Here is a 13,804-nt window from a genome sequence, read left to right on the forward strand (position 1 = left end):
GGTTCCCCGGCGCCGGGACCACGACCTGGCCCGACGCGCTACGGTGGCCGCGTGTACTCCGCAGCATTCCTGGCCACGATCCCGAGCCCCGACCAAGGCGTCTGGCACCTGGGCCCGATCCCGATCCGGGCGTACGCGCTCTGCATCATCGCCGGCATCATCGTCGCGATCTGGTGGGGCGAGCGGCGCTGGGAGGCCCGGGGCGGCACCAAGGGCACGGTGCTCGACGTCGCGGTGTTCGCGGTGCCGTTCGGCCTGGTCGGCGGCCGGCTCTACCACGTGGTCACCGACCCGGAGCTGTACTTCACCGAGGGCAAGAACCCCTGGAACGCCTTCGCCATCTGGGACGGCGGCCTCGGCATCTGGGGCGCGGTCGCGCTCGGCGCGGTCGGCGCGCTGATCGCCTGCCGCCGCCGGGGCATCCCGCTGCCCGCGATGGCCGACGCGATCGCGCCCGGCATCATCGTCGCGCAGGCGATCGGGCGGCTCGGCAACTACTTCAACCAGGAGCTGTACGGCGCGCACACCGACCTCCCGTGGGGCCTGGAGATCTACCAGCGCTTCAACCCGGAGACCGGGGCCCCGGACGCCCTCGGCGGCGTCGCGACCGGGCACATCCCGCTGCCGGAAAGCCCGGTGCACCCGACGTTCCTGTACGAGCTGATCTGGAACCTGCTCGTCGCGCTGCTCGTGGTGTGGGCGGACCGCAAGTTCAAGCTCGGCCACGGCCGCGCGTTCGCGCTGTACGTCGCGGGCTACACCGTCGGCCGCTGCTGGATCGAGCTGATGCGCACCGACACCGCGAACCACATCCTCGGCCTGCGGGTCAACGTGTGGACGTCGATCCTGCTGTTCGCCGGCGCGATGGCGTACTTCGTCGTCGCGGCCAAGCGCGGTCCGCGCGAAGCCCCGGAGACGTTGCGCAGCAAGGGAGACGACCAGGACGCGGTCGAGTCCACTTCGGACAAACCCGCGGACAAGACCGACGCGGAGCACACCGTGGACGCCGGATCTTCGCCCGCGGAGAACGGCAAGCCCGAGAAGTCCTGAACACAGAACCGCAACGAGGCCCCCGCCTGACCCAGGCGGGGGCCTCGTCGGGTGTGCCGGTCCGGCTTCCGCGGAGCTTCAGCTGAGGAACGAGCCGCCGAAGTAGTCGTCGTCATCGCCGGAGTCCTGGCGCCGGGCGCGGCGTCCGGACGACGGCGGCGGCTGGGGCTGCGACCGCTTCGGCCGGTCGCCCCGGTCGGCGAGGGGATTGGTGAACTCGTCCTCCGGCTCCGGTTCCGGGGCGCGATGCCGGGGCGGCGCGGGAGGAGCCGGGGGAGCGGGCGGCTCCTCCTTCGGCGGAGCCGGCGGGGGCGGCGGCGTCCGGTCGGCGAGCGGATTGTCGTTCGAGTACTCGTCGGGTTCCGGCGCGGGCGGGGGCGGCGGCAGCGGACGGGAACTGCTCGCCAGCGGGTCCGCCGCGGAGAACCCGGCGGGCCGCTCCTCCGGCGTGTTCGGGTACGCCGCGCGTCCGGTGTCCGACAACGGGTTCCCGGCGCCGCCGGTGCGCGCCTCGAGGATTTCCTCCGGGCTCTGGCCCTCCTCCAGTTCCTCGAGGATGTCCTTGGCCTCGCTGAGTTTCTCGTCGGCGAGCGCCCGGACGTCCGGGTCGGCGAAGGCCCGGCCGGCGGCGACGTCCTCCCAGGAGAATTCGCCCGCGTCGACCTTCCGCTTGATCAGCCGCAGCTGCGCGGGAGCGTCCGGACGCGAGGCGGCGCGCTTGATCGCCTCGATCCGTTCCGGGGTGTCGGTTTTGGGCAGCGGGCGGAGCTTGATCTTCTCCAGGTCCTTCAGCAGCTGCTGGGATTTGCGGACCGTCCGGTCGAGCGCGGCCTCGGCCTCCCGCAGCTCCGGCGTCTTCCACGAATCGTCCGCGGTGACGGGCTGGGACATCTCGGCAGTTCCTCCTTAGTCGATGCGGCCGTGGATCCGGCCGCTCGCCGAGCGACGGGGCGGATGGGACGGCGGGTGATTCGCGGGCGGGTGGTTCGGCTGCGCCGGCGGGTGGGTGGGTTGCTGCGGCGGCTGGTGGTTCTGCTGGTTCTGCGGGGGCTGGTGCTGCGGACCGTCCGGTTCGGACCGCTGGTTCTGCCCGCGCTCGCCCGAACCCGGGGACCGGTCGCCGTCGTCGCCGGAAGAACGGTCGCCGGAGGTGCGGTCGCCGTCGTCGCGGGAAGAACGGTCGCCGGAAGTGCGGTCGCCTTCGTCCTCGCCGGATTCGTGCGAGCGCCGGTTCTCCTCGTGCGCCTCGCGCGCGCCCTTGACGCCTTCCTTGCCCGCTTCCACGGCGTCCTTGGCGTCCTGGCCGATGCCCTTGGCGTTGTCCTTGATGTCGCCGATGTCGCCGCCGACGTTCTTCGCGATGTCGACGAGATCGCCGATGCTGCCGACGTCCTTGATCTTCTGCAGCTGCGACCCGATGTCCTTGAGCGAGTTCCAGATCTCCTGGACGCGGGTGATGACGTCCTTGATCATGTCGATGATCGAGATCAGCGCGTTGATCAGCGGCAGCAGCTCGGACAGCGCGGTGATCGCGTCGGCGACCCAGCCCGCGATCGGGACGCACGCCTCGGCGGCCATCACCAGCAGCCGGTCGATGAGGCTCTTGAGCAGGTCGAGCGCCTTGGCCGCGAGCTTCTTCGACGTGTCCGCCAGCAGGTCGAAGCCCTTGGCGATCAACGACGCGATGCCGGCCTCGGCGGCCAGCCCGGCGCGCCACCCGGCCTGCACGTAAGCCTTGTGCTCCAAGGAAGCCATGCCGTGCCAGGACTCGCTGACGGTCTTCTCGTTGGCGACCATCACCTCGGAGAACGCCTTCATCGCCTCGGAGATGTTGCGCCACGCCTCGGCGTCGGCCGACATCTTCGAGAAGTCGCCGGTGAGCGGTTCGATGAACTGCTGGGTCAGCGTCGTGCCGGTGAACTTCTGGTACACCCACTCGACGGCCATCACCTCGACGCCGGCGTCCTTCACCAGCGCCTGGACGTCGTCGCCGGAGGTGTCTTCCGGCGGCTGCAGCAATTCGACGATCGAATCGCCGCGGTCGAAGTCGCCGGTGCCGCCGGGGACCCCGCCGGGCTGTCCGCCCGAAGCCCCGGTGCCGCCTTCGCCGCCGTTGCCGCCGCCTTCGCCGCCGTAGCCGCCTTCGCCGCCCCCGTCGCCGCCTTCGCCGCCGGAACCGCCTTCGCCGCCCCCGTCGCCGCCTTCGCTGCCGGAACCGCCCTCGTCGCCGCCGGAGCCGCCGCCCTCGTCGCCGCGGCCGCGGCCATGCTCGTCGCCGCCTTCTTCGCCGCCGTCCCGGCCGTCGCGCCCGTCCCGGCCGTCCTGACCGTCTTCACCGTCCCGGCCGTCGCGACCGTCCCGCCCGTCTCGGCCATCGCGCCCGTCCCGGCCGTCGCGACCGTCGCGGCCGTTGCCGTCCCCAGTGGACTGGCCGTTGTCGTCGCCCTGGCCGCGGTGCCTGCCGTTGCCGTTGTCGTCGCCGGAGTTGCCGCCGGTGCCGCTCGGGTGCGTCTGGTCGTCGCCGCCGGACGGACGGCGTCCGTCCCCGCCGCCGCCCGGATGCTGATTCCCGCCCGGATGGGTGGGCTGCTGGCCGCCCGGAGGCTGCTGACCGCCCGGGTGCGGCTGGTTGCCCGGATGCGGCTGCTGGCCGCCCGGGTGCGGCTGGTTGCCGGGATGCGGCTGGTTGCCCGGATGCGGCTGCTGGCCGCCCGGGTGCGGCTGGTTGCCGGGATGCGGCTGGTTGCCCGGATGCGGCTGGTTCCCGCCCGGGTGGGACGGCGGATGCGTCGTCCCCGTTCCCCCGGGGTGGTGGCCGCCGCCGTGTCCGCCGCCGTGCCGTGCCATGTCTGTTCCCCCTCGTCAGATCCGTGTGGTGCGGATGCGCATCAGGCCGCGCCCTTGCCGGAGTCGATGCCGTCGAACTGGTCGATGAACTGCTGGAGCAGCTGCGCGGAATTGGCGTCGTGGTGCGCGTAGGCCTGCGCCGCCTGCTTGACCCCGTCGACCAGCGAGGTCAGCCGCGAGTGGCCGAAGTCGAGCGTTCCGCCGTAGAGGTTCGCGACCAGCTGGACCACCGGCTGCAGCACCACGAACAAGCCGGTGAACCCGGACGTGTCACACGCGGTGGAGCGCATGTAGTCGTTGATCTTGCTGATCTTCTCGTGGAGGCTGTCGAGCACCTCGGCGTACTGGTTCATCGTCTCGACGTCGACTTCTATGCCGGACATGAAAGAAATCGCCCTCCCCGTGAGCTAATCGGTTGCCGAACACTATGGCAACCGACGATCACCGAGCGTGGGTGGTTCCCGGAAATTTGTGCGATTACCTGCGAGGTTCGGACGAAGGGGACCAAGCGGGCGCATCGACTTCGTCACTCGCCGGGTGCGCGGGGCCGCCGCCGGGCTTATGCTTCGGGGACCGAAGCATCGGGAACCCATCTGGAACTACGTCGTTCCACGCTGCCGGATCGTTACCGTTCTTCCCCGTTCGGGGAGCTCCGAGGCGCTGCTGGGGTGTTTCCCAGGTGTTAAAGTCGCGCTAACAAGCGGGCCATCGTCGTCCCGTGCGCTCCCCGCGGCCGGTTCGCCGGCCACCGCACGAAACGACGAAGGAGGTCCCTTTTCCATGATCTTCTCCGCCATCCCCGGCAAGCAGGGTCTGTACGACCCGGACACCGAGCAGGATTCCTGCGGCGTCGCCATGGTCGCCGACGTCCAGGGCCGCCGTACGCACGGCATCGTCACCGACGGTCTCGCCGCGCTCACGAATCTCGACCACCGCGGCGCCGCGGGAGCCGAGCCGACGAGCGGCGACGGCGCCGGGATTCTGCTGCAGCTGCCCGACGAACTGCTGCGCGCCGAGGCGGGTTTCCCGTTGCCCGAGGCCGGCGCGTACGCCGCCGGAATCGCGTTCCTGCCCTCCGACGACGAGCAGCGCCGCAAGGCGATCGGCCTCGCCGAGCGGATCGCCGCCGAAGAAGGGCTCACCGTCCTCGGCTGGCGCGAGGTCCCGGTGGACACCGACGGCGCGGAAATCGGCCCCACCGCGCGTTCGGTGATGCCGTATTTCGCGATGCTGTTCGTGTCCTCCCCGCACGGCGAAACCGGCCTGGAGCTGGACCGCCTGGCCTTCTGCCTGCGCAAGCGCGTCGAGCACGAAAGCCTCGCTTCCGGCTGCGGCACCTACTTCCCGTCGCTGTCGGCCCGCACGATCGTCTACAAAGGCATGCTCACGCCCGAGCAGCTGCCCCGATTCTTCCCCGATCTGCGCGATTCCCGGCTCACCAGCGCGATCGCGCTCGTGCACTCCCGGTTCTCCACCAACACTTTCCCGTCGTGGCCGCTCGCGCACCCGTTCCGGTTCGTGGCGCACAACGGCGAGATCAACACCATCCGCGGCAACCGCAACCGCATGCGCGCCCGCGAGGCGCTGCTCGAATCCGACGTCATCCCGGGCGATCTCTCGCGGCTGTACCCGATCTGCTCGGCCGACGCGTCGGACTCGGCGTCCTTCGACGAGGTGCTGGAGCTGCTTCACCTCGCCGGCCGTTCGCTGCCGCACGCGGTGCTGATGATGATCCCGGAGGCGTGGGAAAACCACACCGCGATGGATCCGGAACGGCGCGCGTTCTACCAGTTCCACGCCAGCCTGATGGAGCCGTGGGACGGTCCGGCGTGCGTCACCTTCACCGACGGCACGCTCGTCGGCGCGGTGCTCGACCGCAACGGACTGCGCCCGGCGCGCTGGTGGCGCACCGCCGACGACCGCGTGGTGCTGGCCAGCGAGGCCGGTGTCCTCGACGTGGCCCCGGAAGACGTCGTCGCGAAGGGCCGGTTGCAGCCGGGCCGGATGTTCCTCGTGGACACCGCCGCGGGCCGGATCGTGGACGACGAAGAGGTCAAGTCCGCGCTGGCGCGCAAGCAGGCCTACCGCGACTGGCTGCACGCCGGGCTGCTCAAGATCGCCGAGCTGCCCGACCGCGACCACGTGGTGCAGAGCCACGATTCGGTGCTGCGCCGCCAGCTCGCTTTCGGCTACACCGAAGAGGAACTCAAGATCCTGCTCGCGCCGATGGCCGCCAACGGGGCCGAGCCGATCGGGTCGATGGGGTCGGACACCCCGGTCGCCGTGCTGTCCAAGCGCTCCCGGCTGCTCTACGACTACTTCAAGCAGAACTTCGCGCAGGTGACCAACCCGCCGCTGGACGCGATCCGCGAAGAGCTGGTCACGTCGATGAGCCGGATCATGGGACCGGAGCGCAACCTGCTCGCGCCCGGGCCCGCGTCCTGCCGGCACCTGAACCTGCCGTACCCGGTGATCGACAACGACGAGCTGGCCAAGCTCATCCACATCAACGACGACGGCGACCTGCCCGGTTTCGCCTGCAGCGTCCTTTCCGGACTGTACGAAGTGGACGGCGGGGCGGACGCGCTGGCGGCGGCGCTCGAACGGGTGCGGCGCGACGCGTCCGAGGCGATCGCGGCGGGCGCGCGCACGCTCGTGCTGTCCGACCGCGACTCCGACCACCGGATGGCGCCGATCCCGTCGCTGCTGCTGGTTTCCGCCGTGCACCACCACCTGGTGCGCACGAAGGAACGGCTGCGCGTCGCGCTGGTCGTGGAGACCGGCGACGCCCGGGAGGTGCACCACATCGCGCTGCTGCTGGGCTACGGCGCGGCGGCGGTGAACCCGTACCTGGCCTTCGAAACCATCGAAGACATGATCAGCCAGGGCGCGATCACCGGCATCGAGCCGGCGAAGGCGGTCCGCAACTACGTGCAGGCGCTCGTCAAGGGCGTCCTGAAGATCATGTCCAAGATGGGCATCTCCACGGTCGGCGCGTACACCGCGGCGCAGGTGTTCGAATCCCTTGGCCTGAGCCAGGAACTGCTCGACGAGTACTTCACCGGGACGTCGTCGAAGCTCGGCGGCGTCGGGCTGGACGTGCTCGCCGAAGAGGTCGCGGTGCGGCACCGCCGGGCGTACCCGGACAACCCGACCGACCGCGTCCACCGCGGGCTCGACACCGGCGGCGAGTACGCCTACCGCCGCGAGGGCGAGCTGCACCTGTTCACGCCGGAGACGGTGTTCCTGCTGCAGCACGCGTCGAAGACCGGGCGGGACGAGGTGTACCGCAAGTACACCGAAGAGGTGCACCGGCTCTACCGCGAGGGCGGCACGCTGCGCGGGCTGTTCAAGTTCCGCGAGGGCGCGCGCGAACCGATCCCGCTGGACGAGGTCGAGCCCGCGTCGGCGATCCTGCGCCGGTTCAACACCGGGGCGATGTCGTACGGCTCGATTTCGGCCGAGGCGCACGAAACCCTCGCCATCGCGATGAACCGGATCGGCGGCCGGTCCAACACCGGCGAGGGCGGCGAGGACGCGGAGCGGCTGTACGACCCCCAGCGGCGCAGCGCGATCAAGCAGGTCGCGTCGGGCCGGTTCGGCGTCACGAGCGAGTACCTCGTCAACGCCGACGACATCCAGATCAAGATGGCGCAGGGCGCGAAGCCGGGCGAGGGCGGGCAGCTGCCGCCGAACAAGGTGTACCCGTGGATCGCGCGCACGCGGCATTCGACGCCGGGCGTCGGGCTGATTTCCCCGCCGCCGCACCACGACATCTACTCCATCGAGGACCTGGCCCAGCTGATCCACGACCTCAAGAACGCCAACGAGAAGGCCCGCGTCCACGTGAAGCTGGTGTCCTCGCTGGGCGTCGGCACGGTCGCGGCGGGCGTGTCCAAGGCGCACGCGGACGTCGTGCTGATTTCCGGGCACGACGGCGGCACCGGCGCGTCGCCGATGAACTCGCTCAAGCACGCCGGGACGCCGTGGGAGATCGGCCTCGCCGAAACGCAGCAGACGTTGCTGCTCAACGGTTTGCGCGACCGGATCACGGTGCAGGTGGACGGTGCGATGAAGACCGGCCGCGACGTCGTGATCGCGGCGCTGCTCGGCGCCGAGGAGTACGGCTTCGCGACCGCGCCGCTCGTGGTGGCGGGCTGCATCATGATGCGGGTCTGTCACCTCGACACGTGCCCGGTAGGCGTCGCCACGCAGAGCCCGGAGCTGCGCAAGCGCTACACCGGGCAGGCCGACCACGTGGTGCGGTACTTCGAGTTCGTCGCCGAAGAAGTGCGGGAAACCCTGGCGCAGCTGGGCTTCCGCACGCTCGACGAGGCGATCGGGCACGCCGAGATGCTCGACACCGACGAGGCCGTGCGGCACTGGAAGGCCTCCGGGCTCGACCTCCGCCCGGTGTTCGAGATGCCCGCCGAGACCCCGTACGGCGGGGCGAAGCGGCGCGTGCGCGAACAGGACCACGGTCTGGCGCACGCACTCGACCGCACGCTCATCCAGCTCGCCGAGGCGGCGCTGGAGGACGCGCATCCGGTGCGGCTGGAACTGCCGGTGCGGAACGTGAACCGCACCGTCGGCACCCTGCTGGGTTCGGAGATCACCCGCCGCTACGGCGGCGAGGGCCTGCCGGACGGCACGATCCACGTGCGGCTCACCGGTTCGGCCGGGCAGTCGCTCGGCGCGTTCCTGCCGCGCGGCATCACGCTGGAGATGATCGGCGACGCCAACGACTACGTCGGCAAGGGCCTGTCCGGCGGCCGGATCGTGGTCCGCCCGCATCCGGACGCGAAATTCGCCGCCGAACAGCAGACGATCGCGGGCAACACGCTGGCCTACGGCGCGACGTCCGGCGAGATGTTCCTGCGCGGGCAGGTCGGCGAGCGGTTCTGCGTCCGCAACTCCGGCGCGACGGTCGTGGTCGAGGGCGTGGGCGACCACGCGTTCGAGTACATGACCGGCGGCCGCGCGGTGGTGCTCGGCCCGACCGGGCGGAACCTGGCGGCCGGGATGTCCGGCGGCAGCGCGTTCGTGCTCGATCTGGACCGCGCGAAGGTCAACCAGGACATGGTGGACCTGCTTCCGCCGGACCCGGAGGACCTGGCCTGGCTCAAGCAGATCGTGCAGCGCCACCACGACCTCACCCGCTCGGCCGTGGCCGCGTCGCTCCTGGGCGACTGGACCCGGCGCGCGGCGGCCTTCACCAAGGTGATGCCGCGCGACTACCAGCGGGTTCTCGATGCGGCGAAGGCGGCCCGTGCGGCTGGCCGCGATGTCGACGAAGCGATCATGGAGGCAGCTCGTGGCTGACAATTGGCGGAGCCGCAGTCGCGAGTGCCGACTGGGTGCGGGTATCCCGCAGAACACGGAGGCGGCTCGTGGCTGACCCCACCGGTTTTCTCAAGTACGAGCGGCAAGAGCCGAAGAAGAAGTCCTACGAGGAACGGCTTTCCTCGTGGGGCGAGGTCTACGCGGACGTTCCGCCGGACGAGCGCAACGAGCAGGTGCGCACGCAGGCGTCGCGGTGCATGGACTGCGGCATCCCGTTCTGCCACTCCGGCGGTTCCGGCTGTCCGCTGGGCAACCTGATCCCGGAATGGAACGACCTCGTCCGCCGCGGCGACTGGGCGGCGGCCAGCGATCGCTTGCACGCCACCAACAATTTCCCGGAGTTCACCGGGAAGCTGTGCCCGGCGCCGTGCGAGGCGGGCTGCGTGCTGTCGATCTCGCCGTTGTCCGGCGGGCCGGTGGCGATCAAGCGCGTCGAGGAGACGATCGCGGCGCAGTCGTGGGAAGCCGGATACGTGCAGCCGCAGGCGTCCGAGGTGTCCTCGGGCCGCACGGTGGCCGTCGTCGGCTCCGGTCCGGCCGGGCTCGCCGCGGCGCAGCAGCTGACCCGCGCGGGCCACGAGGTCACCGTGTTCGAGCGCGACGACCGGCTCGGCGGCCTGCTGCGGTACGGCATTCCCGAGTTCAAAATGGAGAAGAAGGTCCTCGACCGGCGGCTCGCGCAGCTGCGCAAGGAGGGCACGAAGTTCGTCACCGGCTGCGAGGTCGGCGTCGACCTGTCGGTGGAAGACCTGCGCGCGCAGTACGACGCGGTCGTGCTCGCTGTGGGCGCCCTGCGCGGGCGCGACGACCACACCACGCCGGGCCGATCGCTGCACGGCATCCACCTGGCGATGGAACATCTGGTGCCGGCCAACAAGTTCGTCGAGGGCGACGGCCCGTCCCCGATCGACGCGAACGGCAAGCACGTCGTGATCATCGGCGGCGGCGACACCGGAGCGGACTGCTACGGCACCGCGACCCGGCAGGGCGCGCTGTCGGTCACGCAGCTCGACCAGTACCCGATGCCCCCGCAGGCCCGCGACGACGAGCGGTCGCCGTGGCCGACCTGGCCGTACATCCTGCGCACCTACCCGGCGCACGAGGAAGCGGGCGAGCGGAAGTTCGCGGTGGCAGTGAAGCGGTTCGTCGACGACGGCAACGGCCGCGTGAAAGCCGTGGAACTCCAGGAAGTCCGCGTGCAGAAGGACCCGGAAACCGGCCGGCGCGAGGTCATCCCGGTCAACGACGAGGTCGAAACGCTGCCCGCGGACCTGGTCCTGCTGGCGATCGGCTTCGAAGGCGTCGAGGAAATGCCGCTGCTGGAGGGCCTGGACCTGACCCTCACCCGCCGCGGCACCCTGTCGTGCGGCTCGGACTGGCAGACGGAAACCCCCGGAGTCTTCGTCTGCGGCGACGCCCACCGAGGCGCGTCGCTGGTCGTGTGGGCCATCGCGGAAGGCCGCTCGGTGGCGGCGGCGGTGGACACGTTCCTGACCGGCGCTTCGGACCTTCCCGCCCCGGTGCACCCGACCGCGTTGCCGCTCGCGGTGGTGTGATCCCCCTGGCTCGGGCCCCGGCGCAATGGCGCGCCGGGGCCCGTTTCTTTCCCGGGGTTTCCTGAGAAGCCGAGACGGGGGAGCAGATGCCGACGGCCGAAGACGGACGAGATCCGCGGCAGGGTGATCCAGGCGGGGTCCGCCAGGACGCCCCGGACGCGTGACCCTCGCCGCCCACCGGCCCGGGCACCGGCGGCAGACCCTATCCTGAGACGCGTGAACTGGACAGTCGACGTTCCCGTAGACACTCTCCCCGAGCTGCCGCCGTTGCCTCCTGAGCTGCGGGACCGCCTCGACACCGCCTTGTCGCTGCCCGCCGCGCAGCAGCCGGAGTGGCCGGACACCGCGCTGGCCAAGCGGGTGCGGGGCGTGCTGGAGAGCGTGCCGCCGATCACCGTGCCCGCCGAGATCGACCGGCTGAAGAACCGGCTCGCCATGGTCGCTCGCGGGGAGGCGTTCCTGCTGCAGGGCGGCGACTGCGCGGAGACGTTCGAGTCCAACACCGAACCGCACATCCGGGCGAATCTGCGCACGCTGCTGCAGATGGCCGTCGTGCTCACCTACGGGGCCAGCCTGCCGGTGGTGAAGGTCGGCCGGATCGCGGGCCAGTACGCGAAGCCGCGCTCGTCCGGCACCGACGCGCTCGGGCTCCCGGTCTACCGCGGCGACATCATCAACTCGCTCGTCGCCAAGCCGGAGCTGCGGGTGCCGGACCCGGGCCGGATGATCCGCGCCTACGCGAACGCGGGCGCGGCGATGAACCTGGTCCGCGCGCTCACCGGGGCCGGCATGGCCGACCTGCACCAGGTGCACGACTGGAACAAGGACTTCGTGGCCTCGTCGCCGGCGGGGGAGCGGTACGAGGCGCTCGCCGCCGAGATCGACCGCGGCCTTCGGTTCATGAACGCCTGCGGCGTCACCGACAGCTCGCTGCAGTCCACCGAGATCTTCGCCAGCCACGAGGCGCTGCTGCTCGACTACGAGCGCGCGATGCTGCGGCTGGACCAGGCCGACGCGGCCAACCCGAAGCTGTACAACCTGTCCTCGCACTTCCTCTGGATCGGCGAGCGCACCCGGCAGCTGGACGGCGCGCACATCGCGTTCGCCGAACTGCTCTCGAACCCGATCGGGCTCAAGATCGGCCCGACGACCACGCCCGAGCAGGCGCTGGAGTACGTCGAGCGGCTCGACCCGCGCAGCGAGCCGGGCCGGCTCACGCTGATCTCGCGGATGGGCAACGGCAAGGTCCGCGAGGTGCTGCCGGCGATCGTCGAGAAGGTCGAAGCGTCCGGGCACAAGGTCATCTGGCAGTGCGACCCGATGCACGGCAACACGCACGAATCGTCCACCGGATACAAGACCCGGCACTTCGACCGCATCGTCGACGAGGTCCAGGGCTTCTTCGAGGTGCACCGCAAGCTCGGCACCTACCCGGGCGGCATCCACGTCGAACTGACCGGCGAGGACGTCACCGAATGCCTCGGCGGGGCGCAGGAGATCTCCGACGTCGACCTCTCCGGCCGCTACGAGACCGCGTGCGACCCGCGGCTCAACACCCAGCAGTCGCTGGAGCTGGCGTTCCTGGTCGCGGAGATGCTGCGCGGCTGACCGCCGCCGCCTCGTGCGTGCCGGGCGCGGCGCTCACGAGGCGTCCAGCAGCTCCGCGGCCGATTTGGCCACCGCGTCCCGCAGCGATCCGAGGTCTTCCACCGCGTCCGCGTTCGCCTGCAGTCCGATGTGGACATTGTCGAGATAGGGCGCGACCGCGATGCCCACCGCCTGGCGCGGCGCGAGCGGCACGAACGGGTACACCTCGGTCAGCGGCGCACCGGCGAGCGCATGCCGGGCGCGCGGCACCGGCACGGTCGTCACGACCAGGTCGAACAGCAGCGGCGCGGCCAGCCCGGCGGCCCGCGTCCCCAGCCGATGCAAGGCCGCGGGCATCCGGTCGGCCAGCAGCGGGAACGCCCCGGCTCCCCGGGACGGACCGGCGGCTTTGTTCCGGGTCATCGCCGCGCGCACCTCGGTCAGCCGCCGCACTGGATGGTCGGTTCCGATCGGCAGATCGCACAAATAGCCGGAAAGTTTGTTTCCGCCCCATTGCTCAGCCGCTCTCCCGCGCACACTCACCGGAATCAGCGCGCGCACCGATCGCCCGGTCGCGCGGATGCCGCGGTTGATCAGCCATTCGCGCAACGCGCCGGACAGCACCGCGAGCACCACGTCGTTCGTGGTCCCGCCGTGCGTTCGGCGGATCCGGCGAAGATCGGCCGACGCCAGCCGGGCGAAACCGAGGCGCCGTTCGGCGGTGGCGGGTGCGGCCAGCGGCAGGCACGGCGGACGCGCCGCCGCCCGGACCACCGACGACGCGATTCCCGCTGTCTCCAACGTGTCCCGCACCGCGTCCATCGGGGTGCGCGGCCGCGGAACCGACGGCGCGGGCATCGGGAACGGCAATCCGTCGAGCAGTCCGACCACGACGGCGTACGCGCCCGCTCCGTCGGTCAGCGCGTGGTGCAGTTTGAGCAACACCGCGAAACTTCCGTCCGGAATGCCGGTCACCACCGTGAGTTCCCACAACGGACGGCGCGGGTCGAGCGGTTCGGCGATCCACTTCGCCGCGAACTCCGGCAGCGGGTCCGGGTCGTACAGCGTGGTCAGCCGGTGATGATGAATATGTTTCACTGCCTGGAAATCCGGGTCGTCCACCCAGCTCGCGGAACCGGGCGGGAACAGCCCGGCGCGGACTTTCCGGCGCAGCGCCGGAATTTCCGCCGCCCGCCGGGCCAGCAGCGCGACGAGCCGGTCCGGGCGAACCGGTTCCTCCGGCGCGAAAACCAGCGCCGCGCCCATCTGCATCGGCGCGGTTTCCCTGGAGAGGCAAAGAAAAGCGACATCGAGCGAGCTGAGCGGGGCAGACACCATGGTCGACCTTCCAGCGAACGGCGGCGAGGGCGAAAGCCACGACACTACTCGGGTATGACCGGAGGACGGCCGTGATGTTTCCA

8 protein-coding genes are annotated in these 13,804 nt (G+C 70.9%); 4 read left to right on the forward strand and 4 right to left on the reverse strand.

Features of this window, described 5'->3' with window-relative positions; translation table 11 throughout:
• Window positions 1-51 precede the first annotated feature (51 nt).
• The gene (gene lgt / locus L942_RS38720) at window positions 52-1,050 is read left to right on the forward strand and encodes a prolipoprotein diacylglyceryl transferase (protein ID WP_037370012.1); all 999 of its coding nucleotides are present in this window, start codon (window positions 52-54) and stop codon (window positions 1,048-1,050) included.
• Between the two features lie 78 nt (window positions 1,051-1,128).
• Here lgt and L942_RS38725 read toward each other — a convergent pair whose 3' ends face one another.
• The 3 genes from L942_RS38725 to L942_RS38735 are packed head-to-tail and all read right to left on the reverse strand — an operon-like array spanning window position 1,129 to window position 4,280.
• Entirely contained in the window at window positions 1,129-1,941 is an 813-nt protein-coding gene (locus L942_RS38725) for a hypothetical protein (protein ID WP_037370014.1), read from the reverse strand.
• Between the two features lie 15 nt (window positions 1,942-1,956).
• The gene (locus tag L942_RS42400; protein ID WP_051166538.1) at window positions 1,957-3,897 is read right to left on the reverse strand and encodes a hypothetical protein; all 1,941 of its coding nucleotides are present in this window, start codon (window positions 3,895-3,897) and stop codon (window positions 1,957-1,959) included.
• Between the two features lie 41 nt (window positions 3,898-3,938).
• Window positions 3,939-4,280, reverse strand: a complete 342-nt coding sequence (locus L942_RS38735; RefSeq protein WP_037370017.1) for a hypothetical protein — start codon at window positions 4,278-4,280, stop codon at window positions 3,939-3,941.
• Between the two features lie 397 nt (window positions 4,281-4,677).
• Between L942_RS38735 and gltB the strand changes: the two genes are divergently transcribed.
• The 3 genes from gltB (at window position 4,678) to L942_RS38750 (ending at window position 12,404) form a co-directional block, all read left to right on the forward strand.
• Complete coding sequence (gltB, locus tag L942_RS38740; protein ID WP_037370022.1) at window positions 4,678-9,219, forward strand: glutamate synthase large subunit; 4,542 nt, start codon at window positions 4,678-4,680, stop codon at window positions 9,217-9,219.
• 68 nt (window positions 9,220-9,287) lie between these two features.
• The gene (locus tag L942_RS38745) at window positions 9,288-10,796 is read left to right on the forward strand and encodes a glutamate synthase subunit beta (RefSeq protein ID WP_037370025.1); all 1,509 of its coding nucleotides are present in this window, start codon (window positions 9,288-9,290) and stop codon (window positions 10,794-10,796) included.
• 216 nt (window positions 10,797-11,012) lie between these two features.
• A complete protein-coding gene (locus tag L942_RS38750) occupies window positions 11,013-12,404 on the forward strand; it encodes a class II 3-deoxy-7-phosphoheptulonate synthase (protein ID WP_037370027.1) in 1,392 nt (463 codons plus the stop codon).
• A gap of 33 nt (window positions 12,405-12,437) precedes the next feature.
• Here the strand turns inward: L942_RS38750 and L942_RS38755 are convergent, their stop codons facing one another.
• The gene (locus L942_RS38755; protein WP_081655401.1) at window positions 12,438-13,721 is read right to left on the reverse strand and encodes a wax ester/triacylglycerol synthase family O-acyltransferase; all 1,284 of its coding nucleotides are present in this window, start codon (window positions 13,719-13,721) and stop codon (window positions 12,438-12,440) included.
• Window positions 13,722-13,804: the final 83 nt, after the last annotated feature.

It is taken from the genome of Amycolatopsis orientalis DSM 43388 (assembly GCF_000411975.1).
GTDB lineage: Bacteria > Actinomycetota > Actinomycetes > Mycobacteriales > Pseudonocardiaceae > Amycolatopsis > Amycolatopsis orientalis_D.

Coding starts and splice junctions, on each gene's coding strand:
- L942_RS38725 (WP_037370014.1), bottom strand. CDS start 1,941: ATGTCCCAGCCCGTCACCGCGGACGATTCGTGGAAGACGCCGGAGCTG.
- L942_RS42400 (WP_051166538.1), bottom strand. CDS start 3,897: ATGGCACGGCACGGCGGCGGACACGGCGGCGGCCACCACCCCGGGGGA.
- L942_RS38735 (WP_037370017.1), bottom strand. CDS start 4,280: ATGTCCGGCATAGAAGTCGACGTCGAGACGATGAACCAGTACGCCGAG.
- gltB (WP_037370022.1), top strand. CDS start 4,678: ATGATCTTCTCCGCCATCCCCGGCAAGCAGGGTCTGTACGACCCGGAC.
- L942_RS38755 (WP_081655401.1), bottom strand. CDS start 13,721: ATGGTGTCTGCCCCGCTCAGCTCGCTCGATGTCGCTTTTCTTTGCCTC.